Consider the following 25,115-nt stretch of genomic DNA (forward strand, 5'->3'; position numbering starts at 1 on the left):
TGCCGTTGGTTGATTTCTAGGCCCCTTCAGATAAAATAAGCTCTACGTTTGATGCATCTTGCCACCAATTAGCGTGTGCGCTGCTCTATAGGGCAGCTACTTTATCCGTTTCTGCTTATCCTTTCCTACCTAGATGAAGCAATTCATTACTCTGATGCTGCTGGCATTGCTGCCGGCAGCGGTTACCCAGGCACAAACCACCTCCCCTGCTCCCACTTCAGCGCCCTCTGCCAAGGGAACCGGCCGCCTGACAGGGCGCGTGCTGGATGCTGCCACCCAAAAGCCCATTGAATATGCCACGGTGGCCTTATTATCCGCCACGGGCACTGCGCCGCTCACGGGAGCCACTTGCGACGAGCAGGGGCGCTTTGAGCTCAAAGAGCTTCCGGCGGGCTCTTTCCGGCTGCAGATCAGCTTTGTCGGCTACACCACTAGAGTAGAGCCCGTCAGTGTTACAGAGGCTTCCACTGAGCTGGGTGCTCTCGCCCTGACGGCCTCAGCACAAAACCTGGCTGGCGTAACCGTAACGGGCGAAAAACCGGTGGTGGAAACCAAGCCCGACCGCCTGGTTTACAATGCCGAGCAAGACCCCAGCAACACTGGTGGCACGGCCGCCGATATTTTGCGCAAAACGCCCTTGGTAAACCTCGATGGGGAAGGCAACGTGCAATTGCGCGGCACCAGTAATGTGCGCATTCTCATCAATAACAAGCCCTCAGCCCTCCTGTCAGGCAACTTAGCCGATGCCCTGAAGCAAATTCCGGCCGATCAGATCAAGGCAATTGAGGTGGTTACGGCCCCCTCGGCCAAGTACGACGCCGAGGGCTCGGGTGGCGTCATCAACATTGTGCTGAAGAAAAACAGTCTGCAGGGCATGAGTGGCAACGTGGGCATCAACGGCGGCAACCGCAACCAAGGAATCAATGGCGCCCTCAATGCTAAGCGGGGCGTGGTCGGAATTAACACCAAGCTAAGCGGCTTCCAGAGCCTATACCCGTTTAAGAGCAGCACTAACCGCACCAACTACTTGCCCAATGGGGCCACAGGTCAGCTAACGGAGCGCACTACCTCGCGCAACCAAGGCCAGGGCGGCTACGGGCAAGTGGAACTCACCTACGACCCTTCGCCCCAGCATAGCTTTACCCTCAGCGGCAATAGCAACCTCTACAAGAGCAACGCTCCACAAGAGCTGTTCAATCAGTACATAGGCCAGTCGCAGCTGGATACACTCTACTCCCGCGACATCAACCGCCGCGATGAGAGCCGCAACTACGATCTGAATGCGGGCTACACTCGCACCTTTGGGGAGAAGCAGCCGCGCCGGGAGTGGAGCGTGCTGGCCCAGCATACCAATAGCCGCAGCCGCGAAAAGTACCGCCTCGACCAGTTTCCGACCAGTGAGTTGCGCGGCCCCATTGAATACCAGGAAGCCAGCCACAACCTTGCCCGCAACCTCGAAACCACTTTCCAGACGGATTACACCCAGCCTTTTGGGGAGAAGAACACCCTGGAAATGGGCGCTAAGCACATCCGCCGCCAAGTCAGCAGCGACTACACTGTGGATACGCTGCTTGCCAGTGAGCAATCTACTTTCGTACGGAGCGCTCTGCGCTCTAACCGCTTCAACTACCACCAAAACGTGCTGGCTGCCTATGGCACGTATAACTTTGCGCTGGGCAAGAAACATACGTTGAGCCTAGGCACGCGTCTAGAGCGCACCGCCATTGAGGGGGAATTTCAGAGTGAGGATGGCCGCTTCCAGAACAACTACCTGAACGTGCTACCCAATCTCAGCGCCACCCGCACCCTCAAAAAGGAAGGCCAAACGCTCCGCCTAAGCTATTCGCGCCGCATTCAGCGCCCTCAGATTTACTTCCTGAACCCTTACGTGAACCAAGTGACACCGAACTCGGTGAACTTCGGAAATCCCAAGCTGCGCCCTGAAATAGCAGACTTAGTAGAGCTGACTTATAGCACCTTTGGCGAGAAAACCTCCTTTAATGCCTCAGGCTTCGTGCGGCGCACCGGCAACTCTATCGAACGGTTCAGCCAGTACAATGAAGCACTAGCCCGCAACGAGACAACGTACGCAAACCTAGCTACGGCCTCTATTTATGGGGTGAACCTATACGGCTCGTGGAAACCCGTTAAGGGCTGGGACCTGAGCAGCAACCTAAGCGGCGACTATACCAACCTGCGCAGCCCGGTGCTGAGGCGCCCCAATCGCCGAGCTAGCATGTACATGAGTGTCAACTCCTCTTATAAGCTCGGTAAGACCTACACCCTGCAAGGGTATGGCGGCTTCTGGACCGGCGGTGTGGAGCTCCAGACGCGCTACTCCGGTGGCTTATACTATGGCTTAAGCGCCAAGAAACTCTTACTAGCCGAGAAAGCCGACTTCACCGTGGGCATCAATAATTTCTTGGCCCCCGGCCGTGAGTTCCGTAGCACCACTACCACCCCCGATTTCATCAACCAGGGCGTCTTCTATTCCTACCAGCGCTCTATTCGGGCTTCTTTCAATTACCGCTTCGGCAAAGTAGATGGCGGGCAGCGGCAACGCCGCACCATCCGCAACGACGACTCTAAAGGCGGTGGGGGCAGCGGTCAGGGGCAGCAGTAAGTACATGCCGTTACTTGCATGTCATCCTAGGCCACTTCACTCAGTTACCGAACTTCTCCGTTCCAGATTTTCCAGGCTTCTTCGGCTTGGATGCACAGCATTTCGAAGCCGTTTTTAGTTTGGGCACCCACGGCCTGGCCACGCTTCATAAACTCGGTTTCACGAGGGTTATAAATCAGGTCGTAGAGATAGTGCTGGCTGCTGAGCGTGTTGTAAGGGATTGGTGGGCACTCCTGTACATCGGGGAAAGTACCCAAGGGCGTGGTGTTGATAATGAGCAGATGTTCGCGCATTATCTCGGGGGTGAGCTCGTCGTAGGTGAGACCGGGGCCTAGCGGGTTGCGCGATACCACCCAGTAGCCAATACCTAAGTCGCGGAGGGCAACTTCCACGGCCTTAGAACCGCCGCCACTGCCCAACACCAGTGCCCGCCCCCTAAAATCAGCCGAGAGGAAGCTTCGCAATGAGTCGCGGAAGCCCACCATATCGGTGTTGTGGCCAATGAGGCGGCCATCACTGGTAAACTCAATGGTATTAACTGCCCCTACACGGGCGGCTGAGGGTGCTACTTTGGTGAGAAAGGGCCAGACCTTCTCTTTATACGGAATGGTTACGTTTAGTCCACACAGGTCTGGGTGCTTGCTTAACAGCGCTGGCAACTCATCAATGGTCACTAATTCAAACAGCTCATACTGGTGGTCGGCCAGATTAAGGCTATCAAATTTTTGAGTGAAATATGTTTGGGAAAACGAGTGCCGCAGGGTGCGACCAATCAAGCCAAATTCACGCATAAGATAGTACTGGGGTCAGCCAGGTTAAAGCAACAAAAAAACCACCCGGGCCCAAAGCCAACGGGTGGTTTTTATTCTTACCGGTAACTCAACAGATTGTTACCCTGAACCTGATATAAACACGGTAGGCCACTATGGGAAGGCCAAGCGTTGCGCTTAGGCTGCCGTAGTGCGCTTGGCTTTGAAGAACTCCCACACGGCTGGCAGTACTGATAGCACAATGATGGCTACCACTACCAGCGAGAAGTTTTTCTGCACAAAGGGCATAGAGCCGAAGAAGTAGCCGGCCCCAGTCAGGAGTAGCACCCAAGCCACGGCCCCCACCAAGTTGTACGACAGGAACTTGGTGTAGCTCATGGTGCCCACGCCCGCCACAAACGGCGCAAACGTGCGGATAATAGGGATAAAGCGGGCCAGAATGATGGTTTTAGCACCGTGCTTCTGGTAGAAAGCCTGAGTTTTTTCCAGATGCTCCCGCTTCAGAAACCGGGAGTTGCCGCTGAATACCCGCGGCCCCAGATAGTCGCCGATGTGGTAGTTAAGCGCATCACCGAGCACGGCCGCCACAATAAGCAGCCCCATGAGCGCCCATACATTGAGAGGCGAGCCGGGCAGCGCAGCCAAGGAACCCGCAGCAAACAGCAGCGAGTCGCCGGGTAAGAAGGGCAGCACCACCACACCCGTTTCCACGAAGATGATGAGGAACAGAATGGCGTAGGTCCAGACGCCGTAATCCTGCACTAGCTCCGTGAGGTGCTTATCGAGGTGCAGTACGAAGTCAATCAGGTGCTTTATAATTTCCATAGAGTGAGGGTTGAGCCTACAAAGAAAGCACTTGGGCCCCAAACCACAGAGGTTGAGTTAGAATCTGCACTTGAAATACCGCGGCTACTGGCCTAGCCCGGCTTGTGCAAGATGTAAAGCAGGTTGAGTAGCTCCACCTCTACTTCTCGAACATCAAATCCTTGTTGGGTCCAGTAATCCACGGCCGGTTCGCCATCTATCAGCACTGAATCGGCGGTAAGCGTATTGAACAGTACATAGCCCCCCGGCGGCAGCAGACGCCCAATATGCTCCCAGAATACGGCGGCACCCAACCCGGATGCCATAGTCAAGTCCAGAAACAGATCAATAATAATTAGGTCGAACTGTTGATCAAGCGCCGCTGGTACCCACGCAAATGCATCAGCACAAACAATACGCAGGGTATCATCTGGGCGCACTCCAAACTCCTCGTCGGCAATCTGAATAATAACGGGGTCAAATTCTATGGCCGTGATGGCCCCCCTAAACTCTGGCGTTTGCCGAAGCACCTGCACGATGCTCCCGCCCCCTAGGCCTAGCACTAGCACCTGCTTGGCCGCTTCAGGCTTAGTGAACCGGATACCGTAGCGCAGCACCCGCTGCAAGGAGCCGTAAGAATAGTTGGCGTGGGCCGTATCAAGCGTTTTGTGCCCTTGGGACAGCGTAATTTCTGCTATTCCGCTGTGCACCGTTTTCACCCGGCGCGTGAGCGGCACGGCGTAGCTAACTAGCCGGCGCAATGAGGTGAACAGCTGCTTCATTGGGGCCCAAGATACGGCAACTATCAACCAATAAAGAGACCTAAAAACGCTTTAGTTGCGCTCTAGGCCTCTTTATTGTGGAGCTAGCACCCGGCTGCTGCCCTTGGTTAGTGGGCTTGCGTGGCGTGCAGCACAACCAATGCTCTGCTACGCTACATGGCTACAACGCGCCACACTTTTTCGCCGGCATCATCCAGCACCAGCAAAGAGCCATCGGGCATTTCCGTGATACCCACCGGGCGGCCATACACTTCTTTATTTTCTTCGTTGGCAATAAAGCCCGTTACAAAGTCTTCCATGCCGCCGGTGGGCTTGCCGTTATTGAAGGGCACAAACACCACCTTATACCCCGAAAAGGCCGAGCGGTTCCAAGAGCCATGTTGCCCAATAAAGGCGCCGCCCTGGTACTTGGCCGGAAAAGCCTGCCCATCATAAATGGCAAGCCCTAAGGAAGCGGTATGCGGCCCCAGGGGCACTTCGGGCACTACAGCTTTTTTCACCAGATCGGGCCGTTCGCCCTTCCGGCGCGGGTCTTCGTGCTGGCCAAAATACGAGTAGGGCCAGCCGTAAAAGGCTCCTTCCTGTACACTAGTCAGGTAGTCGGGTACCAGTTCGTCGCCAAGTTCATCGCGCTCATTTACCGCCGTCCAAAGCTTCCCAGTGCTTTTTGCCCAGTCCATTCCTACGGGGTTGCGTAGGCCACTTGCGTAGACTCGTTCCCCCGAGCCGTCGGGGTTTATCTCCAGAATATTAGCGCGACGTACTTCATTTTCGGCACCGTGCTCCATCACGTTAGAACCAGACCCTACCGACACGTAGATCTTCTTACCATCGGGGCTAGCGAGCAGGTTGCGGGTCCAGTGGTTGTTGTAGCCTCCTTTAGGTAAGCTGAGAATCTTCTCGCCCTTACCCGTAATCTTCGTTTGGCCGGCTTGGTACGGGAAGCGCCACACACCATCGGTGTTACCCACGTAGAAATACTGGCCTAGCACCAGCATGCCCAATGGTTGGCTCTGATTGGCTAAGAAGGTTTCGCGTACATCGGGCTTACCGTCTTTATTGGTGTCGCGCAGCAGCGTAATCCGATTGGCACTGGTTTCCCGCAATGATTTTGAGGGGTCCAGATCCAGAGCAGCCGTTACTTTTTTCTTTGTGGTGGTCGGGACGGTATTAGCTTCCGCAATCAGTACGTCGCCTGAGGGCGTGATGTACGCCCAGCGGGGGCTTTGGAAATTGCCAGCATACTCCTGAATAGTAAAGCCCGCGGGCACCGTGGGCGTTTTACCCTGGGGCCAGCCAATCACTTTGCTGCGTTTGGTGGTTGACTCCGTCGCGTATGGCTCTGGCAGCTTCACATTAGTGGCGGCAGTGGCCACCGTGTCGGCGGGCGTATTAGCCTGAGCTTCGGCTTTCTCTTGTTTAGATGGTCCGCCGCAAGCAGCCAATAGGCCTAGACTCAGCACGGCCGGATAAAATTTAAGTGTAGTCATTCCAACTAGAAAGCGAGGTAAAAACAGATAGGTGAGCACCCTTACGTGGGGCATAGCTCAGCTTGTTCTTACTGCTTTCTTTTGAGTTGGTTACGGTTGTTGATTTATGGACTGGATAAACCTCACGTTTGCCGATGCTAGCTTTACCTCTCATAGGGGGCGGAGGCCGCCAACAAAAAAGCCCAGTGCTACGATTGTAGCACTGGGCTTTAGCTATAGAACAAAACGCCTTAGCCGCGGGGCATCGAGGTGCCGGGCTTGCCTGTGGGCTTCTCGGGACGAAAATCTTCGTGCACGGCATCCATATCGAGGAAGTGCGTGAACGTATCGCCGCGCAGGCCCAGACGGATGGTCTCTAGGCTTACGATTTCATTGGGGGCAATATTACCCAGGTTTACGTTGGCACCGAGCAGCTTGATGAACCACACCTGCTGGGCTTTCTGCGGGGCTTCCCACAGAATTTTCTCGAAGGGAATCTGCGTCAGGATTTCCTCAACCAGACCGGAGCGGACTTCGCCCGTGCTGCGGAAGAGGCCTACGTTGCCAGCTTCGCGAGCTTCGCCAATTACCTTGATGGCACCAGCTTCCAGCTCGGTTTTCATCTGCGAAATCCACTTGTAAGGCGGAATGATCTTCTCCGCATCCTTGGAGCCTACTTCCGACAGCACCTTCACGTCTTTAGAAAGCTGCTGAATGTACTCCAGCTTACGGTCGTGATTCAAGTCAATGGAGCCATCTGATACCTCAGCGTACTCCATGTCAAACTCTTCCAGCAGCCGACGGTAGTCATCAAACTGGTTTCGAATGATAAAAGCCTCAAACAGTGTTCCGCCGAAATACACCGGAATGCCAGCTTCTTTATAGGCTGCCAGCTTGCGCTTCAGGTTTGGCGTTACGAAGGAGGTAGCCCAACCCAGCTTCACAATATCGGTATAGGGTGCACCTACTTCCAGGAAATCTTCCACCTCGCGCACGCTCAGGCCTTTATCCATTACCATGGTAAAGCCTTGCTCACGGGGTTTTTCAGTACGCTCGGGGAGTTGATTGAGGGTGTAATTCATTCTTAATTGTCTTTCTGGAGAATGGGACAAGCGGATTGTGTTAGTTACCACATCACCTATAGTGGCCTAGCACTGCGCTCAAAAGTACGCCCGAATTCTGTAACGGCTGAAAATGCTGAAAGCCCCACTGGGTTGGTAGTACTACCAACCCAGTGGGGCTTCCCTATATGTAGCAAACGCAGAGCTACTTCCGGTATTGATCAATCAGCTTTGCCAGCGCCTTCTGCGACTCCAGTTCCGGAAAATAGTCAAAGAGCAACCGGTGCTTGTCAAAGTCCAGCACTAGTGCGTTTTCCAGGCACTGGTACGCTTCGCGGTAGCGGCCAGCAGCTAATAGGTAAGCGCACAGACGATAGTGCAGCTCAGCTTCAAGCGGCTGAATCTCCACGGCGTTGCGCATCAAGTCGATGGCCCCATCAAAGTTACCCTGCTCATACAGGAGAATGCTCCAGTTCAGCCACGCGTCCTTGTTGTCGGGTGCCACCTGGGTAGCCCGCTCGTAGGCCTCTATGGATGATACAACGTTGCCAATCTGATACTCCGCAGCCGCTAGGGCCAGCCAGTACTCCACACTTTCCTCGTAAAGGCTCACGGCCTTGCGAAAGAAGTGAATAGCCTCGAAATAGCGCTCCTGGGCATTCATCACAATGCCGATGCCAAACCAAGCCTCGTCAATAGTGGCGTCGAGGTCAATAGCGCGTTGGTAGAAACGACGGGCGTTATCCCATTCAGCCAGCTTCTCGTAGCACTCACCAATATTGCATAGAGCCTCCGGGGTTGGCTCTCCTTCAGGGTAGCTCAGATCAAACTCCTCGATTGCTTTGCGGTACCGCTCCAAGCTCACATACGTGCTTGCTAGGAAACCATGGGCTTCATAGAACTTGGCATCGATGAGGATGGCGTAGTCAAAAGCACTTATGGCATCGTCGAACTTACCCGCCCGATAGTAGGCCTGTCCTAAGTTGTACCAAGCTACCGCCGAGTACGGGTCGTCATCGGTAAAGCGCCGGAAGAACTCTAGATTTTTCTCCAGCCGCTCACTCACCTCCAAGCAGTACAGGAGCTCCTGCACGGCCACGTCGTTATCGGGATTTAGGCGCAGGCTCTGTTTGTAGTACTTAGCTGCACTCTTAAACTTCTGCCAGCTCTGGTAGGCCAGTCCGAGGTTGAAAAAGATATCGTCGCGGTCTTGTGTGCGCTCCGCTGCTTGCTGGAAGAATGCTACTGCTTCAGCAAACTCACCCTTTTGTGTGGCAATTATGCCGCGTGTTACAGCTACATCAGGGTTATCGGGGTCGAGTTGAGCGACGTCCTCAATCTGCTGAGCTGCCGCTCCGTACTCGCCCTTCATGGCTAGTACCTGGGAGCGGTCAATGAGTAGTTCGGTACTGAAGGGATATTGCGCAATGGCTGCTTCGCAGGCTTGTAATGCTTTGTCGTACTGAGTATTGGTGGTATAGTGGTCGATGATGTTCTCAAAATCGGCCAAGTCAAAAAACACGGGTTCGTTCTGGGCTACCATCCGCTCAAAACGGCGCACAGTATCCAGCACTTCATCCCGGTCCTCAAAATTCTCATTCATTCTCATGCTGCTACAATCGGCACGCAGCCGCCATTTTGGCAGGCTACGCAAAGGTGAGCGACGTAACTCACCCTAATAAGGTGTCGGTCCTGAATATACAACAACCGCACCGGAGGCACGCTGGTTCAGGCCATAATTCGCTTCCTAAAAGTTCTTTTACTGGCCTAGCGTACCCACTAGCTAGACAAGCTGCTCGGTTACGTGCTTCCTAGCCATCAACCCCTCGCAACACCAGGTTATGGTATCCGGTAAAGCCCGGAACGACTGGCCTAGCACCCGCTGCACCTTATCGGCGCGGTATTCTACTGGCCGACGTCCGGCCCGAGCGGTGTCTTTTGTGATAAGTGGCCTAGCCCCCGTCATTACAGACCGCACATGCTCTAAGCGCCAAATAGTTTCAGCGGCCCAATCGGGCACTGCTATAGTTGGAGGTTTACGCCGGAAGCAAGTGGCTGCCTGGCTGAGGAAGTCCCGCAAAGGTACAGCCTGGGCACTCAATACAAACCGTTCGCCACTAATGGTAGTATCCAATGTCAGGCGCATAAGCATGTCTACCACATCGCGCACATCCACTACGTTAATGTTGCCAGGCGTATAGAAAGCGTGCTGGTCATAAGCATACCGGAAGAGACGGGTACTGCTGCGGTTCCAATCGGCGGGCCCTAGTATAACGGAAGGGTTGACTGCTACGGCCTGTAACCCTTCAGAAACGCCGCGCCACACTTCCAGCTCTGCCAAATACTTTGAGGTAGCATAGGCGTTGTGCTCCGCTCCCAAATCCCACTTAGCGGTTTCATCTAATTGCACGGGTCCGGCAGGCTGCTCTCCCGTCTTACTGCCCAAGGCTGCCACTGACGATACATAGCCCAACCGAATACCTGGTCTTTCCAGGCAGGCATCCACCATGTTGGCAGTACCTTCCACGTTGACCTGCAACAGAGCCGTTTCGTCCTGCGGAGCATAGGATACTAACCCCGCGCAATGAAATACGTGCGTCACACCCTCCAAAGCTACTCGTAGGCCCAGCGCATCACGCAAATCGCCTTCTACCCATTCTACTTGGCTGGCGGCTGGTATCTGCGGAACGACGTCGCCTCTGTAGAGAGCCCTAACACTTTCGCCTCGCGCAATAAGCTCTGCAATCAAAAAGCTGCCTACTAGGCCACTACCTCCGGTAACGAAAATCATGCATTTGAGCTGGGGCGGAAAACCAAAGCAAGATAGAGGCCGTGTGGCTGTACTACAATGTATTGTTGAGTAAAGGCAACGACAGCACCTTTTGAAGGTAGCTACTGGGTAAGACTTTAGTGCGTAAAAATTCGGTATGCTTGCTATGATGGGCATCCGTGCCCACCATATCTACCATGCCTGCATCAATCATCTTCTCGGCCACTCGTTTGGCACCTGCTGAGTAGTAGCCCGCAATAGAGTTGAGGTTTACCTGCAGGAACACCCCACTTTCCCGTATGCTTTCTAAATGCTCAAACCGTCCGTACAGATACGTGTACCGCTCCGGATGTGCCAACACCGGCTGATATCCGTGTGCTTTGAGTTGAAACATCGTATCGGCAAAGTTAAAGGGTTCGTTGATGTAAGAGGTTTCAACTAGCACATACTGCTTATTGCCGCCAAAGCTCAGTAATGGTTCTCGTGCCTCTAGCTTCTGTCCGAACCATTCATCCAGGTAGTATTCTGCCGCGCACTCTAGCTCAATCCCAGTGATACTAGCTGCTGCTACAGCGTGTTGCAACGCGGCCAATGCTCCTCGAACCCCATCGGGCGTATTGCGATAGAAGTCACCCATGATATGGGGAGTCATAATCAGCTTGCGATACCCTAGCTGTTGCATGGCCCATACCAGTTCCACAGCTTGCTCCATGGTCTCTGCTCCATCATCTAGGCCAGGCAGCACGTGGGAATGCATGTCTGCGCCTAGCACCGCTAGTGACTCAGCCACCTCAGAGGCAGTTGGCGGCTTAGAGCCAAAGAGTTTCTGAAGGAAGGACGCCATGTTAAGAAAAGGCCCAGAAGTTAGGAAAACCGCTTACGTATTTTTTCAACTACGCCTGCAGCTTGAGGTTGAGCTTCTTCATAGTAGCCTTGCCCGTAACCTTGCCCATAACCGTACCCGTAGCCATACATGCCACTGGTTTTCGCATCGTTTAAGATGGTGGTAATCTTGGTGAAGCCGTTTGTACGAACCAGCTTATTGATGTTTTTCAGGAAGGCCTTCTTCGAATAGTTAGCCCTAACTATATAAATAGGCACATCCGCTTTACGCATGATGAGGATGCCATCCGTCACTAGGCCTACTGGCGGTGTATCAATGATAATCACATCATAAAATTGATACAGATGCTCTATCAAATCATCAAACCGTGAACTCAGAATAAGCTCCGATGGATTAGGTGGCGTTGGCCCCGCAGAAATAAAATCTAGCGTTGGGATGGTAGTATGCTGAATACACTCTTGCCAAGAATGCTTATCAATGAGTATAGTACTAACTCCTTTTGTGTTTTCAGCCTCGAAAGCTAGATTCACCTTGGGCTTACGCATATCTAGATCCAAGATTACTACTCGCTGATCTGAAGCCGCTATGATGCCGGCTAGATTAACCGTCACAAAGGTTTTGCCCTCTCCACTAACAGTAGAAGTTATAGAAATTAGTCGTTTCTTTTTGGAGGAAGCCATAAACTCTAGATTCGTCCGAATAGAGCGTATAGCTTCCGAAATAGCCGACTTTGGATTCTTATCAACAATCAGCTTTGATACCGACATTTTCTCCTTGTCGTAGGTAGGAATTACTCCCAACACTGGAGAAGACGTATTGCGCTCTAGCTCCCCTACATTCGTAACGGTATTGTGTAGTAGGTATCGAACAGCGATTAATCCTATTCCCAATACCAAGCCCACAGCCAACCCAATTGCATAGACCATTGTGCGAACAGGTGCAATGGGGGCTCCGGGTAAATTGGCTGGCGACAATACTTGAAAGTCGGCTGTGATACCAGCTCTAGCAATATTGTATTCTAGCGTTTTGTCCATCATGAGCATGCTATACTTCTCATATAGCTCACGAGGGCGCTTTAGCCTTTCGATCTGGGTCCGTATTTCTGGCAGTTCGGCCAAACGACTCTGTAGCTCATTCGCTTTACCGTTCATTTGATCCAACTGCCGTTGCAAAAGCTGTTGGTTCTGGCGAAGCAATTGATTGATATTACGCTTAACAAAGGCAATCTGGTCCTGTAGGTTTTTAATTGCTTGTGTAGCGGGCGTATATGAATTTGAAATTCGGTTAATTTCTAGTTGTAAGCCGTATAACTCAGAAATGCGCTCTGTGAGCTCAGGTGCCTTCACCTCTGCTAAGGCTGGTATACTTTGCTCAGCAGATCTACCTTCCACCGCTATGATACGATTCTGTTCTATCTGGCTATTCAAGCTTCGTAGAAGAGATAACTGCTCCTGTAATTTCTGCCGTTCTTCCTCTTGGCTATTTAATAAAGTGGTCAAGCTTCCGAGTTCACTTTCAGCATCGAAAAGCTTATTCTGCTTCATATAGTCCTGCAGTTGCTCTTCTGCTTGACGCAAGAGTTGGCGATTGTCTTCTGACTGTTCTGCCAAGTACCGAAGTGTTTTAGCGGATTGTTCCTGCTTGCGCTGGATTTTTTCAACCAAATAGGCCGTATCTACTTTATTTACAATATCATGCGCCTTAAGGGGATTATGATCAGTGAAAGCTATACTAATAGTATTAGCATCCGGATTCACTATTTGAGCTTGCAGATTAGAACTTAGATACCCATTTATGAAGCCTTCGTCTCTGATTATAAAATAAAAGCTTCGGTCTGTATCTACTGGACGGAAAAGGGGAGTCTGAAGAATCTTGAAGGTAAAGCCGGCTGTTTCAATCGGGTCACCAACAGCAGCTTTCTGGCTTTTTTCCTGACCGCCTTCTTGATAAGTTAATTCTATTTGTTGGGGAGATAAAAAATGCAGTCCGAATTTAGAATTGAACTGTCCCGCACCGCCTGCTCTGACCTCGTACTCAACTTTGAAGGGTGCAGCTCGATATAATTCGGTTTCTAGAACAGTTCCCTCTGCGTAATAATTTACCTCCAGATCGAGCGAGTCGCGCAATCTGCGATATATCAAATTAGACTTTATGAGTTCAATTTCGCCAGAAAGCTGGCTTGTACTTGGTGCTTTGCCTAAGCCCTCTAGCCCTAATACGCCAGCTTCAGTTTTTTCATCTATTTTAAGTAGAGATGTAGACTGATATACTGGGCTGGTGTACCTAAGAAACAACCAAGAACTCAGTAGACCCAGAATAACAAGCAGCAATACCCAGGGTAAGCTCTTACGAGCTACCATTACCAGAGTAGTCAGATCTAATCCGCCGCCTTGGTCTTCATCCGCTTCCCCTCCGGCACCACGGACTAACTCTTCCAGATCAGCTTCTTCGTTTAAAGCCATATAGGCAGACGCTCAGTAATTAAAAAATGGAAGCGCTATTTAACAGCGTTCCGAATAAGGAAAAACGTTGTGAAGATGCCTACTACGCTTCCTATTAAGCCAAAATAAGGCTGTGCATCACTTAACGTTTCATATACGGGACGACGTATGGGCTCCACATAGATAATGTCATTGGGCTCAACCTGTAAACTCGCTCGTCTCATCCCATCGATAGTAGTTAGATTGATAATCTGTACTTGTGGGTTTTTTAAATCACCCCGAATCAGACGGATATTGTCAGCGCGCCCTGATTGGCCGCTGGCAGATGTAGTACCAACATATCCTCCAGAAATACCACCTGCGGAAGCCAGCACTTCTAGCAGGTTCATATTGTCGTTATACAGTTGAATAACCTGACCTGGTCCACCAGCCACTGCGCCCATTACCACAACCCGGTTATTCGTTACCCGGGTCTGCACAAATACGTCCTTATAGTAGACACTGTAACGCTGCTGTAGTACGCTATCTGCTTCCAACAAGGTATAGCCCGCCAAGCGCAAAGGATCAATCATAGGCAGCTTAATCATGCCATCGTGCTGCACTAGGAATTCGCTTTGACCAGAGCCCTGCTGCTGTTGATTATTACGCCCACCTCCAGAACTGCGAGTAATTGGCTGGCGACTGCCACCGCTTGCGCCTCCCGGGGAGCCGAACCCTAACTCCCCATTAGGGTCTATAATTCGCTCTCCCTTGTTAGTAGCGACTTGAACGTACAGGTAATCATTGGGCTGAATGATATAGTTACGTTCAGCTCGATTGACTACATCCCGCAGACGTGCTGTATCAAGGGCTCCAGCACCAGTAGTTCGCAGTAGAATATTTTGCTGCCTCAGCTTGGAAGTGGTGCAAGAAAAGGAGATCAGTGCAGCGCAAACGCATAACACACATAGGCGCAGAAGGCGGGGTAACGTGCTTTTTTGCATGCAAACCGGAGAACCGGGTTCAAGGTCAGGACTTAATGGAAAACCCAAAATCACACATAGGAATTCCGGGAAAGAACTACCAAAGTAACCGAATCGGTGCGCCCTTTCAAAATCCGGGCCACTTCAACCCCAAATCCTGTACTGGCTTCTGCCTCTATAAAATCGTACTTTCGCGGACCCAAAACGGGCGCTGTCCTGTTTAGTTCATATTCCCACCCCACCCTTACTCCCACCCCGTATGGAACTGGTCGCTACAGAAAACCAGACAATGATTGCCCAGATGGTGCGCGATTTTGGCGCGCAGTACATCAAACCCGACATGATGAAATGGGACGAATCCCAGGAGTTTCCTGTAGACGTCTTTCATAAACTCGGAGAGCTCGGCCTTATGGGCGTGCTAGTACCCCAAGAGTATGGAGGGGCTGGCTTTGGCTACGTAGAATATGTTACAGCTATTGCAGAGCTTTCCAAGATTGATGGTAGCATTGGTCTGAGTATGGCTGCGCATAACTCTCTTTGCACTGGCCATATTCTACAACACGCTTCTGAAGAGCAGAAACACAAGTACCTACCCAAACTGGCCTCTGGCGAGTGGATTGGAGCCTGGGGTCTAACGGAGCCCAATACTGGTTCTGATGCGGGCAATATGCGCACCGTAGCTATCGAAGACGGCGACTTTTATGTGCTCAACGGAGCTAAAAACTTCATCACCCATGGCAAGACTGGCAACGTGGCTGTAGTTATTGCACGGACGGGTGAAGTAGGTGACTCTCACGGCATGACGGCTTTCATCATTGAACGCGGTACGCCTGGCTTTGCTGCCGGTCGCAAAGAAGATAAGCTTGGCATGCGCGCTTCTGAAACTACGGAGCTCATCTTCACCGATTGCCGCGTACCTAAGGAAAATATCATTGGAAAGGTAGGTGACGGTTTTGTGCAGGCTTTGAAAGTACTAGACGGTGGTCGTATTAGCATTGCGGCCTTGAGCTTGGGCATTGCGCAGGGAGCGTATGAAGCAGCGCTGCAGTACTCAAAGGAGCGTCATCAGTTTAATCAGCCTATTAGCAACTTCCAGGGTATCGGCTTTAAGCTCGCCGATATGGCTACCGAGATTGAAGCCGCTTCCCTGCTCACCTATCGGGCTGCCGATATGAAAGACCGGGGACTGAATGTTAATCGTGAGTCGGCAATGGCGAAGCTCTATGCCTCAGAAGTGGCGGTACGCACGGCTAACGAAGGGGTGCAAATTTTTGGTGGCTACGGTTACACCAAGGACTATCCGGCTGAGAAATACTATCGTGATGCTAAGCTCTGCACAATTGGCGAAGGCACCTCTGAAATTCAAAAGCTTGTAATTGCTCGTACTATCCTAAAATAGAGGAGACTTGTTGATAAGAGTAAGCTTCATGCATAGTGGCCTAGCGGTAGAATGGCATAGATAAACTATTGAATCTTAGTTAATCTGTAAACCATTTGCATCTACCACGTAGAGTTCCTTATCTTTGCAGCCCTCTAGCCAGGAAAGTTTTCAACCTCACTGAAGATATGATCATCGTACAAATCAAAGAAAACGAGTCGGTTGACCGTGCGCTCAAGCGCTTCAAGAAGAAATTCGAGCGCACTGGCGTGCTGAAAGAACTGCGTCGCCGCACGTTTTTCCAGAAGCCTTCCATCACGAACCGCAAGCAGAAGCAGAAAGCTATCTACAAGCAGGTAACGTATGGTAACGAGGCTAATCAATAGTCTCAGAAAGCTTTCTATAAGCTAGAAAAGCCGGCTGATTTATGCTCTAGCAGCATAACAGCCGGCTTTTTCGCGCCCGTATATTTCATTTTTTTCTTCCATTGAATTCCATACATTGGGTATCCACAGCTTAGCTGTCGGGCCCTAACGTATGGAATTGTTTTTTGATTATTTGCGGTTCGAGCGGCGGTATAGTCCGCATACGGTACTGTCCTACCAAACCGATCTGCGGCAGTTTTCTGCATTTCTAGAAACCACTTATGAGCTACAGGATCCGACGCAGGCGGACCATATGCTAATTCGTTCGTGGGTAGTGGCTCTAATGCAGCAACACCAAGACCCGCGCACGGTCAACCGCAAGATTGCCTGTTTACGCTCTTACTACAAATATTTGCTGCGAACGGGGGCCATCCAGAAAAACCCCATGTTGCGCATCACTTCACCCAAGGTAGCCAAGAAGTTGCCCGACTTTGTAGCGGAGGATTCACTCAACGGATTGCTCAATACATTCGAATTTTCGCAGGACTTGGTGGGCTCTCGCGACCAGCTGATTCTTGAACTACTCTACGGTACCGGTATCCGCCTCTCTGAGCTAATTGGTATTGGTCACGAAGACATCAGCTTAGCAGGCAAAACAGTGCGCGTAACAGGCAAAGGCAACAAGCAGCGCCTCGTACCACTCAACCCCACTTTGCTTTTAGTGCTAGAACACTATATAGCGCATAAGCAACGCGAATTTGGCGCTGACAGCAACGTCCGCCGGGCACTCCTCGTTACTGACAAAGGAGAGCCGCTCTATGAAAAGTTTGTGTATCGCACGGTAAAGCACTATTTAAGCCAGATTACTACGGCGTCTGGTCAGCAGCACCCGCACGTGTTACGTCACTCCTTCGCTACGCATTTGCTAGGCAAAGGCGCCGACTTAAACGCTATCAAGGAGTTGCTAGGCCACGCTAATCTGGCGGCCACCCAAGTATACACACACTTGAGTATTGACAAGCTCAAATCCGTGTTTGAAAAGGCCCACCCAAAGGCCTAATTTTTCTTTTACCCTTAACCCAACATCCGATGAAAGTACAGATGCAATCGGTGCATTTTGATGCCGACCAAAAACTGATTGACTTCATCCAGAAGCGTCTTGATAAACTCGAAACCTTTTATGACCACGTCACGGAAGGAGAAGTGATTATGCGCCTGAATAACAAGGATGGTATAAATAATAAAACGGTGGAAGTAAAGGTTCGGGTCCCCGGTACCACGCTTTTCGCACAGGAAGATGCTGGCACATTTGAGGCGGCCGCTGATGCCGCCGCTGACAGTCTGAAGCGTCAGATCACCAAATATAAAGACAAGCTTGTGAGCCACTAAGCATACCAGGTAGGTGGCCTAGCCAGCTATGCTAGGCCACTTAGCTCCGCTTCGTGCATAAAAAAGCCCCAACTGCTACCAGTTGGGGCTTTTTTTGTAAGGTCATGCTACTCTACAGCGCAAACTCGGCCTTAATTTTATCGACGTAGTCAAGCTTCTCCCAAGTGAAAGTCTCAACGGTCTTGGTTGAGCCATCGGCTTGTTTTACTTCTTTTGTACCGGGTTGACGACCCATATGGCCATAGGCAGCTGATTCAGCGAAGATGGGGTTCTGCAGGCCTAAGCGCTTTACGATGGCGTAGGGGCGCAGGTCGAAAATGCTCTGCACTTTAGCGGCAATTTCACCATCCGTGAGTTGGTGACCAAACGAGCCGGTAGCCTTAGTAGTACCGTAGGTTGTTACGAATACGCCAACTGGCTCAGCCACACCAATAGCGTAGGCCACTTGCACGAGCACCTGATCGGCTACGCCAGCAGCCACCAGATTTTTAGCAATATGGCGGGCTGCATAGGCAGCGGAACGGTCAACTTTTGAAGAGTCCTTGCCGGAGAAAGCACCGCCACCGTGAGCACCCTTGCCGCCATACGTATCCACAATGATTTTGCGGCCCGTGAGGCCAGAGTCACCATGAGGACCGCCAATTACGAACTTGCCCGTGGGGTTGATGTGGTACTTGATATCCTCGGTAAAGAGGGCTTGGACCTCTTGCGTGAGCTGAGCTTTCACCCGCGGAATCAGGATGTTCTTAATATCCTGCTCAATCTGGGTTAGCATCACCTGCTCGTTTTGGTCGAAATCGTCGTGCTGGGTACTGACCACGATGGTTTCGATGGCTTCCGGCGTGTTGTCGTCGTTGTAGCGGATGGTTACCTGGCTTTTCGCATCGGGGCGCAGGTAGGTCATCTCCTGCCCAGCCTTGCGGATAGCCGACAGCTCACGCAGTAGACGGTGCGAGAGGTCGAGAGCCAAAGGCATGTAATTTTCCGTCTCACGAGTAGCATACCCGAACATCATGCCCTGGTCACCGGCACCCTGCTCTTCAGGCTTGGCACGCTCAACACCTTGGTTGATGTCAGCCGACTGCTCGTGCAGACGGTTCATTACCTCGCAAGTGTCGGCATTAAACAGGTACTCAGGCTTGTTGTAGCCAATGCGACGAATCACCTCCCGGATGATGGGCTCGGCCTCTACGTGGGCCGTTGATTTAATTTCGCCGGCTACCAGCGCAAAATCAGTGGTAACCAGGGTTTCGCAGGCGACTTTAGCCGTGGGGTCCTGACGCAAGTATTCGTCGAGGATGGCATCGGAAATCTGGTCGGCTACTTTATCGGGGTGGCCTTCCGAAACAGATTCGGAGGTGAACAAGTACGGCATCAGCTAGTAAGGTAGAAGTACGCGAGGGGCCGGCAGCCCCTGCCCCGCCCTAGCGAAAGGCCGGGCAGGGCCGCAAAGCTACAAGTTTTCTAGATGGTGAAAGGGTGAAACGACTGAATTCATCTTGATCCTTCTAGCCAAGTACACCCCAGCAAGAAATTATTGCCAGGAAGCAAACCCGATTATACCCAACCCTATTCTTCCTCGGTTTCTCTTCTAGGCCATATGGTAGTATGCAGAACGGGCGTTCCTATATAGCCAGCTTTTCTTTTGAGTAATGCGCTACCATCGTACTGCACAGGAATATCTTATAGTGATGAGTGCTGCATTTCCTTCGGGCACTGGAGGTAAGGCGGCGCCTTATGACAGATTAGCTAGTTTAGGCTACTTTACTGCCCGCCAGTACTGCCACTAGTGGCCGGGGTAATCTTCAAGTTCGTCTCAAATAGCTTCAGGATGCGCTTGTACTCATCAGTCCACGACGAGGGCTCCACGAAGCCGTGGTCTTCAACGGGGTATACTGCCAGCTCCCAGTTCTCCTTGTGGAGTTCAATGAGGCGCTGAGAGAGGCGTACAATATCCTGGAAATGCACATTGGTATCTACCATACCGTGGCACATAAGCAAGGCTCCTTTTAGGCCATTAGCGTAATAGATAGGCGAGGAGCGCGCGTAGGCCAGGGAGTCGTTATAAGGCTCGTTGAGGATGTTGTCGGTGTAACCGTGGTTGTAGTGGGCCCAGTCGGTTACGGAGCGCAGGGCGGCGCCAGCCTTGAACACGTCGGGCTGGGTGAACATCGCCATAAGAGTGATGAAGCCGCCGTAGCTGCCGCCGTATATGCCAATGCGCTGCGGGCTAACACCATACTTCTCGGTTAAGAGCTTGGCACCGTCCACCTGGTCGTTGAGGTCTTTGCCGCCCATGTAACGGTAAATGCCTGTGCGCACGTCGCGGCCGTAGCCCGCAGAGCCGCGATAGTCGATGTCCAGCACGGTATAGCCTTTGTCTACCAGCAGGTTGTGAAACATGTACTCGCGGAAGTACGTGCTCCACCATTTGTGGGCATTTTGTAGGTAGCCGGCACCGTGCACAAAAATTACGGCTGGGCCTTGGGCCTGCGGACTCGTAGGCCTATAGAGCCTTGCGTACACGTCGGCCCCATCGCGAGCTTTGATGGTGATGACCTCTGGCGTACGCCAGGCATAGCTCTCAAATTCGGGGGTGGTGCTGTGGGTTAGGCGACGCATTTTGGCGCCGGGCTTGTTGTCCATCACGTATAGCTCCCAGGGCGTATTGGCGGTGCTGTAGCGTACTGCCAACGTCTTCTCGTCGGGAGAAAGGGTAACCTCGCTACCGCCGGGCAGAGAGGTAATCTGAGTTAAGTCTCCACCGTTTATGGGCATGCGGTAGAAATGCTGCTCGCCGGGGTGCACCTTGTTGGCCGTTAGGTACCAGGACTTTTTGTCCTGACTGAGTTGGGCTTTTTGCACCTCAAACTTGCCACTAGTCAGGGCTTTCTTCTGGCCATTGGTTACGTCCACGGTGTAGAGGTGGCTGTAGCCAGTCTCCTCACTCTGGAACCACACTCGGCGCGAATCGGGCAGCCAACCTACGTTGCCCTCGTCGTAGCCAATGCCAGGGCCATTGATCCAGGCATCGTCGTGCTGGCGGTCGAGCAGATTGATTTTCTGGGTGGCGGGGTCGAGGCCAACAATCCAGCGGTCCTTATTATCGGTGCTACGGATAACCAGAAATGCGCGCTTACCGTCCTCAGACCAGAATGGGCCGTAGGGAATCACACGGCGCTGCTCCGTGGCTGGTTTTTCTTTTTTGGCGGTGGCAGCTTTAACGGAATCGGCGGGCGTGGGGGCTTTGAGCTGGAGCTGATACTCTTTGCGATAAGCTGGTTGCTCATCCAGCCCCTCTAATTCACGGTAGCCGAGCACAAAGGTGGTGTCACGCCCAATATCGTAGAGGCCTAGCTGGTAAGCAGTTTGGGGAGCACCAACTTTGGTACGGGTGCTGATGTCCTCGGTAAAGCCGGAAGCCGTCACGAAGTTCGGCACCAACGCTACTTTCTCTCCACTTGGCTCTTGAGCCAGCGTGTAGGTTACGTAGCGACCATCGGGTGAGAGACGCAGGTTACGCGCCGACTGCTGGCCTAGCCAAATGGCTTTGGGTCGCAGGCGCGCCAAGGCTTTCTGCTGCCGCTGCCGGGCTTTAACATCTTGGTCTTTTTGCTTGATGATGTCAAACAGCGCCAACTGTTGCGCCTTTAGAAACTTATCGGCCATATCCGTGGAGCCGTCCGTAGGCCTGTTGCCGCGGCGGAAGTCGGTGCGCTGCACGGTTTCGCCAGTGGCGGGGTTCCACGTATAAAGATTGCTGGCCCGGGTATAGCTGATGAGCTGGCCCTGCAGGGCAAATGTGGGGTCTAGCTCCCGCTCGGCGGTGTTGGTAATACGGCGCACACGCAGAGTCTTGAGGTCGAGCAGGTAGATATCCCCGTCCTTCTCGTACACTTTGCGAGCGTGCTGCTGGTCGTACTCGCCGTTGGCGGCTGGTAGCTCCCGCTGTTCCCGCTGGCTCACTTTGCGGGCAGTGCCCCCACTGGGGCTGATGCTGTAAAGGGAATCGCGGCGGGCTTTCTCAGGGTTCCAGTTGAAATAAATGCGCTTGCCGTCCTCGGCCCAGGAAATATTGCTCGGGGAGTTACCAATCCACTGCGCTGGGTCGCGCATGATTTTTTCAACGGTCAGGGGCCCAAGTTGCTGGGCGCGGACAGTAGGTGATAAGGCCGGCGCAATGGCCAGCAGCAAGAGAATACGTTTCAACATAGAAGCGGCAAATAGCTAAGCCAGACTGCAACTTACGTCACGGCAGCCAAGGGACATAACGCCCACTGCCTGCGTTGCACGGCGATAGAGGCCTACAGTAAAGGCTACCTATGTAAAATTGGCTTTGCCACCCTGTCACTGAGCATCAGTTTGCGGTTAGGAGTGGCCTACTCGAACTTTTGCGCTGAAGGTTAGCTTAGAAACTGAGTCTACTTTTCTAGCCCTCTGCCTTAATAATGCAGCTTCTTCCTTCTCAGGCACCCACTACCCATAACCTATTTACTCAACGCCTACCCTGGATTCAGGTAGCGCCAAATGCTCCATATTTCATCACAGAACAGGGAACCAGCTGGACGCCCATCGGGCAGAATGATGCCATCACGTGGCCTGACTTTGCGGGGTTGTTTCGCCGAAAAAATATGGCGGCCGTGGAGGGCCATCTAGCGTGGTTAGCGGCGCACGGGGTAACGTGCCTGCGGTTTATGCTCGAGTACTGTCAGACCGAGAACCGCTATCTTGAGCGGCCGGTTGGGCGTTTTCAACCTAATATGGTGCGCCTCTGGGACGATTTGTTTGCTCTGTGTGAACGGTATGGGCTGCGGGTGCTTCTCACTCCATACGACACATTTTGGATGTGGAAGCGCTGGCGCCACCATCCGTACAATCAGGCACATGGTGGCCCTTGTAAGCACCATTCTCAATGGTTGCTCTGCCCCGATACACTTGCGGCCATCAAAAACCGCTTGAAGTTTGCGACGGAGCGCTGGGGTGGCAGCGGTGCACTCTTCGCCTGGGATTTATGGAACGAAATTCACCCCCGCCACGCCCAGGGCCGCACGGATGGCTTCGCTGATTTTATTACGGAGGTTAGCACCCATTTGCGTGAAGTAGAAACCAAGTTGTATGGCCGTACGCATCTGCAAACGGTGTCGCTGTTCTGGCCAGTTTTGTATGAACACCCGGCCGTAGCCGATGTCATTTTTCGGCATCCGCAGCTCGACTTCGCTACTACGCACTTCTACCATGCCGCCACCATTGATCACCCCAAGGATACCGTGCAACCGGCTATCTACACGGGGTCATTGGTACGGGAGGCCTTAGAACAGCTGCACCAGCCCACCCCCTTTTTTGATAGTGAGCATGGCCCTATTCACACCTTCAAAGACCGGCATCGGACGTTGCCAGAGGCCTTTGATGATGAATACTTCCGGCACATGCAGTGGGCTCATGTGGCTTCTGGGGCGGCCGGCGGCGGAATGCGGTGGCCTAACCGACATCCTCATGTGCTCACGCACGGTATGCGGGCGGCCCAGCAGAGCTTGGCTTCGTTTGTGGAGCTGATACACTGGCCTAGCTTCCAGCGCCGGAATCTGAATCAGGAGATACAGCTATCTACGCCGGCATTTGCTGGGTTTGCCTGCGGCGACGCAACCCAGGCCATTGTTTGGATACTGCGCCAAGACAGCCTTAAGAAGCGCGGCGGCACCATGCTGCAACACGTGAAGCCACTGCCTGTGCAAATCAAGATACCAGGGCTGCACGCAGGCTGCTACCGGGTGCACCTCTGGAATACCCTGACGGGCGACAGCGCGGGGCAAGTATACTTACAGGCTACCACCGGGCAACTGACAGTTGACTTGCCCGAAGTACGCAAGGATATAGCGCTGGCCATAGTTAGGGTGTAGCGGGGCGGCACCACATGTCACGGAAACAGCTCTGTATCTGTTCTATATCTGTGCTGACAGCCGCCTTACAGACCACCCTTTTCCCATGCTTTCAACTCGGCCTGCATGTTACGGCGCGCTTGAGCATCAAGCTTGTCGCGGAAGAGCGGGGTTTGGTAGAGCACGGGAGCCGTGAGCAGCTTCTCCAGTACTTTGCGGCGGCCGCGGCGATAGAGGAAGTCTGGTACCAAGCGGTACTCTTGGCGCACCTGCCGGGCGTACTGCCAGTAGTCGGCCTCTGGGGCCCCGAGGATTTGCAGATCCGCATCGAGGAAGAAATGCAGGTCTGCGTCGGCGGTGGGGTGTGGCTGGGTGTGGTCTTTGGTTCGCTCAATCAGGTAGGCCACTCGCTGCCGGCGTTCCGCAGAAAGCGTAGTGTGGCCCAGAAACTCCAGAGCCATGGCAGCACTACGAGCTTCATTATCCTCGCGGCGCGTACTATAGATGGCATCGTGAAACCAGATAGCCAGTTGCACTACCTCCATATCGTGGATAGCAGAAGAATAGCGGTCGGCACAGTCGAGAAGAGCGCGGATGTGCTGAAGCGAATGATAGTGCCGGTCAGAAGCTTGGTAAGCCTCGGTGAGTTGCTTAAGCGTGGCTGCACGGCGTTCCTGATCGGGGAGCAAAGGAGCCGTCAGCTGATGCCAGCGGGCCGGTAATGTGGTATTCATAACCATAATCTGATACGAGCAAATAGGTGGCGCAGCATAGAAATATACCACCCCTAGATAATAGAATACCCCAGTGGAGCTTCAGTTTTTTTAGCAAAAAGCGGTTAAACGCTTAAATCAATTGATTTCCAGAAATGTAGCGCGGGCACAATACTGCCTATGGTTACCGGCTTTCCGCAACCTATGGCTTCTGGAGCTGAACGCTAGGTTTGTGGCGCATCTGACGGGCTAGGCCCCATTTACAAAGCGTGCAGAAGCCCGCCTTTATAGGCCAGCTAATTGGCAGTGGGTGTACCGTACGGATTGGGCCGACGAATTTCCAGGTAGCGCTCGGGAGCGGCTAAGTCCTGAAACCCGAATTGCCGGTACAATCCATGCGCATCTAGCGTAGCCAACAGATAGCGGCGCTGCCCCTGCAGCTCCGGGTGAGCCCATATTGCAGTTTGCAGCTGCTTGCCAATTCCCCGGCCCTGAAACTCAGGCAACACAAATACGTCGCAGAGCCAAGCGAAGGTGGCTTTATCGGTGACAACCCGGGCGTAGGCCACCTGCTGCCCACTGGGGGCATACACCCCAAAATTCAGGGAATTAGCAATGGCCCGCTGCACAGTTTCCAACGGAATGCCTTTCGCCCAATACGATTCTTGGGAGAGGTAGCGGTGGATAACCGTGACGTCGAGCTTAGTGGGGTCGGTACTGATGGTGAACATAGGTAAGCAACGGAAACCTGTGGTTCTAGGCCAGGTGACGATAGCGCCGGCAAGTACGGCAGGAAATGCACCTCCTACCTCATCCATGAGCCGGAATAATTCGTTGATCAGACAAGCCTTCTATCACTTCAGTAACC

The 25,115-nt window shown here is 52.7% G+C and carries 20 protein-coding genes; 6 read left to right on the plus strand and 14 right to left on the minus strand.

Annotated elements, in window-relative coordinates; translation table 11 throughout:
• Positions 1–133 precede the first annotated feature (133 nt).
• Positions 134–2,623 (plus strand): TonB-dependent receptor, encoded by a 2,490-nt coding sequence (locus EU557_RS07710; RefSeq protein WP_135529819.1) that lies wholly within the window; start codon positions 134–136, stop codon positions 2,621–2,623.
• A 44-nt stretch (positions 2,624–2,667) separates the two neighbouring features.
• Here EU557_RS07710 and EU557_RS07715 read toward each other — a convergent pair whose 3' ends face one another.
• The 10 genes from EU557_RS07715 to EU557_RS07760 form a co-directional block, all read right to left on the minus strand.
• Positions 2,668–3,414: a shikimate dehydrogenase family protein gene (locus EU557_RS07715; protein WP_135529820.1), complete on the minus strand. Its 747-nt coding sequence runs from the start codon at positions 3,412–3,414 to the stop codon at positions 2,668–2,670.
• A 156-nt stretch (positions 3,415–3,570) separates the two neighbouring features.
• Positions 3,571–4,218 (minus strand): DedA family protein, encoded by a 648-nt coding sequence (locus tag EU557_RS07720; protein WP_135529821.1) that lies wholly within the window; start codon positions 4,216–4,218, stop codon positions 3,571–3,573.
• A gap of 92 nt (positions 4,219–4,310) precedes the next feature.
• Positions 4,311–4,979, minus strand: coding sequence for a spermidine synthase (locus EU557_RS07725; RefSeq protein ID WP_135529822.1), 669 nt, complete (start codon positions 4,977–4,979; stop codon positions 4,311–4,313).
• A 152-nt stretch (positions 4,980–5,131) separates the two neighbouring features.
• Entirely contained in the window at positions 5,132–6,469 is a 1,338-nt protein-coding gene (locus tag EU557_RS07730) for a PQQ-dependent sugar dehydrogenase (protein ID WP_135529823.1), read from the minus strand.
• 230 nt (positions 6,470–6,699) lie between these two features.
• Positions 6,700–7,530 carry a phosphosulfolactate synthase gene (locus EU557_RS07735; protein ID WP_135529824.1) on the minus strand — a complete coding sequence of 277 codons (831 nt, stop codon included), beginning with the start codon at positions 7,528–7,530 and terminating at the stop codon, positions 6,700–6,702.
• A 184-nt stretch (positions 7,531–7,714) separates the two neighbouring features.
• Positions 7,715–9,112, minus strand: coding sequence for a tetratricopeptide repeat protein (locus EU557_RS07740; RefSeq protein WP_135529825.1), 1,398 nt, complete (start codon positions 9,110–9,112; stop codon positions 7,715–7,717).
• Positions 9,113–9,292: 180 nt separating this feature from the next.
• A complete protein-coding gene (locus EU557_RS07745) occupies positions 9,293–10,300 on the minus strand; it encodes an NAD-dependent epimerase/dehydratase family protein (RefSeq protein WP_135529826.1) in 1,008 nt (335 codons plus the stop codon).
• Between the two features lie 52 nt (positions 10,301–10,352).
• Positions 10,353–11,123: a tyrosine-protein phosphatase gene (locus EU557_RS07750; RefSeq protein ID WP_135529827.1), complete on the minus strand. Its 771-nt coding sequence runs from the start codon at positions 11,121–11,123 to the stop codon at positions 10,353–10,355.
• A gap of 20 nt (positions 11,124–11,143) precedes the next feature.
• Entirely contained in the window at positions 11,144–13,585 is a 2,442-nt protein-coding gene (locus tag EU557_RS07755; protein WP_135529828.1) for a GumC family protein, read from the minus strand.
• Positions 13,586–13,620: 35 nt separating this feature from the next.
• Entirely contained in the window at positions 13,621–14,547 is a 927-nt protein-coding gene (locus tag EU557_RS07760) for a polysaccharide biosynthesis/export family protein (RefSeq protein WP_135529829.1), read from the minus strand.
• Between the two features lie 238 nt (positions 14,548–14,785).
• On the opposite strand from EU557_RS07760, the gene EU557_RS07765 reads away from it, so the two are divergent.
• From EU557_RS07765 to hpf, 4 genes are all read left to right on the plus strand, one after another.
• Positions 14,786–15,925 carry an acyl-CoA dehydrogenase family protein gene (locus EU557_RS07765; RefSeq protein ID WP_135529830.1) on the plus strand — a complete coding sequence of 380 codons (1,140 nt, stop codon included), beginning with the start codon at positions 14,786–14,788 and terminating at the stop codon, positions 15,923–15,925.
• Positions 15,926–16,092: 167 nt separating this feature from the next.
• Positions 16,093–16,290, plus strand: a complete 198-nt coding sequence (gene rpsU / locus EU557_RS07770; RefSeq protein ID WP_135529831.1) for a 30S ribosomal protein S21 — start codon at positions 16,093–16,095, stop codon at positions 16,288–16,290.
• A 151-nt stretch (positions 16,291–16,441) separates the two neighbouring features.
• On the plus strand, positions 16,442–17,329 hold the full coding sequence (locus tag EU557_RS07775; protein WP_135529832.1) for a tyrosine-type recombinase/integrase: 888 nt from the start codon (positions 16,442–16,444) through the stop codon (positions 17,327–17,329).
• 29 nt (positions 17,330–17,358) lie between these two features.
• Positions 17,359–17,658, plus strand: coding sequence for a ribosome hibernation-promoting factor, HPF/YfiA family (gene hpf / locus EU557_RS07780; protein WP_135529833.1), 300 nt, complete (start codon positions 17,359–17,361; stop codon positions 17,656–17,658).
• Positions 17,659–17,770: 112 nt separating this feature from the next.
• On the opposite strand, the gene metK is transcribed toward hpf, so the two are convergent.
• Both metK and EU557_RS07790 read right to left on the minus strand, forming a co-directional pair.
• A complete protein-coding gene (gene metK / locus EU557_RS07785) occupies positions 17,771–19,033 on the minus strand; it encodes a methionine adenosyltransferase (RefSeq protein WP_135529834.1) in 1,263 nt (420 codons plus the stop codon).
• Between the two features lie 389 nt (positions 19,034–19,422).
• Entirely contained in the window at positions 19,423–21,870 is a 2,448-nt protein-coding gene (locus tag EU557_RS07790) for a prolyl oligopeptidase family serine peptidase (protein ID WP_135529835.1), read from the minus strand.
• 236 nt (positions 21,871–22,106) lie between these two features.
• Between EU557_RS07790 and EU557_RS07795 the strand changes: the two genes are divergently transcribed.
• Complete coding sequence (locus EU557_RS07795) at positions 22,107–23,555, plus strand: glycoside hydrolase 5 family protein (RefSeq protein ID WP_245326200.1); 1,449 nt, start codon at positions 22,107–22,109, stop codon at positions 23,553–23,555.
• Between the two features lie 65 nt (positions 23,556–23,620).
• Here EU557_RS07795 and EU557_RS07800 read toward each other — a convergent pair whose 3' ends face one another.
• Positions 23,621–24,268 carry an HD domain-containing protein gene (locus EU557_RS07800; protein ID WP_135529836.1) on the minus strand — a complete coding sequence of 216 codons (648 nt, stop codon included), beginning with the start codon at positions 24,266–24,268 and terminating at the stop codon, positions 23,621–23,623.
• A gap of 275 nt (positions 24,269–24,543) precedes the next feature.
• Positions 24,544–24,978, minus strand: a complete 435-nt coding sequence (locus EU557_RS07805) for a GNAT family N-acetyltransferase (RefSeq protein ID WP_135529837.1) — start codon at positions 24,976–24,978, stop codon at positions 24,544–24,546.
• Positions 24,979–25,115: the final 137 nt, after the last annotated feature.

The sequence above is a fragment of the Hymenobacter wooponensis genome, from assembly GCF_004745865.1.
Classification (GTDB): domain Bacteria; phylum Bacteroidota; class Bacteroidia; order Cytophagales; family Hymenobacteraceae; genus Hymenobacter; species Hymenobacter wooponensis.

Excerpts from the sequence above, each read along its gene's own strand:
- EU557_RS07755 (WP_135529828.1), bottom strand. The coding sequence starts at position 13,585 with ATGGCTTTAAACGAAGAAGCTGATCTGGAAGAGTTAGTCCGTGGTGCC.
- EU557_RS07760 (WP_135529829.1), bottom strand. The coding sequence starts at position 14,547 with ATGCAAAAAAGCACGTTACCCCGCCTTCTGCGCCTATGTGTGTTATGC.
- EU557_RS07725 (WP_135529822.1), bottom strand. The coding sequence starts at position 4,979 with ATGAAGCAGCTGTTCACCTCATTGCGCCGGCTAGTTAGCTACGCCGTG.
- EU557_RS07720 (WP_135529821.1), bottom strand. The coding sequence starts at position 4,218 with ATGGAAATTATAAAGCACCTGATTGACTTCGTACTGCACCTCGATAAG.
- EU557_RS07745 (WP_135529826.1), bottom strand. The coding sequence starts at position 10,300 with ATGATTTTCGTTACCGGAGGTAGTGGCCTAGTAGGCAGCTTTTTGATT.
- EU557_RS07710 (WP_135529819.1), top strand. The coding sequence starts at position 134 with ATGAAGCAATTCATTACTCTGATGCTGCTGGCATTGCTGCCGGCAGCG.
- rpsU (WP_135529831.1), top strand. The coding sequence starts at position 16,093 with ATGATCATCGTACAAATCAAAGAAAACGAGTCGGTTGACCGTGCGCTC.
- EU557_RS07775 (WP_135529832.1), top strand. The coding sequence starts at position 16,442 with ATGGAATTGTTTTTTGATTATTTGCGGTTCGAGCGGCGGTATAGTCCG.
- EU557_RS07765 (WP_135529830.1), top strand. The coding sequence starts at position 14,786 with ATGGAACTGGTCGCTACAGAAAACCAGACAATGATTGCCCAGATGGTG.
- EU557_RS07790 (WP_135529835.1), bottom strand. The coding sequence starts at position 21,870 with ATGTTGAAACGTATTCTCTTGCTGCTGGCCATTGCGCCGGCCTTATCA.
- EU557_RS07750 (WP_135529827.1), bottom strand. The coding sequence starts at position 11,123 with ATGGCGTCCTTCCTTCAGAAACTCTTTGGCTCTAAGCCGCCAACTGCC.
- EU557_RS07730 (WP_135529823.1), bottom strand. The coding sequence starts at position 6,469 with ATGACTACACTTAAATTTTATCCGGCCGTGCTGAGTCTAGGCCTATTG.
- EU557_RS07735 (WP_135529824.1), bottom strand. The coding sequence starts at position 7,530 with ATGAATTACACCCTCAATCAACTCCCCGAGCGTACTGAAAAACCCCGT.
- hpf (WP_135529833.1), top strand. The coding sequence starts at position 17,359 with ATGAAAGTACAGATGCAATCGGTGCATTTTGATGCCGACCAAAAACTG.
- EU557_RS07740 (WP_135529825.1), bottom strand. The coding sequence starts at position 9,112 with ATGAATGAGAATTTTGAGGACCGGGATGAAGTGCTGGATACTGTGCGC.
- EU557_RS07805 (WP_135529837.1), bottom strand. The coding sequence starts at position 24,978 with ATGTTCACCATCAGTACCGACCCCACTAAGCTCGACGTCACGGTTATC.
- EU557_RS07800 (WP_135529836.1), bottom strand. The coding sequence starts at position 24,268 with ATGAATACCACATTACCGGCCCGCTGGCATCAGCTGACGGCTCCTTTG.
- EU557_RS07715 (WP_135529820.1), bottom strand. The coding sequence starts at position 3,414 with ATGCGTGAATTTGGCTTGATTGGTCGCACCCTGCGGCACTCGTTTTCC.
- EU557_RS07795 (WP_245326200.1), top strand. The coding sequence starts at position 22,107 with ATGCAGCTTCTTCCTTCTCAGGCACCCACTACCCATAACCTATTTACT.
- metK (WP_135529834.1), bottom strand. The coding sequence starts at position 19,033 with ATGCCGTACTTGTTCACCTCCGAATCTGTTTCGGAAGGCCACCCCGAT.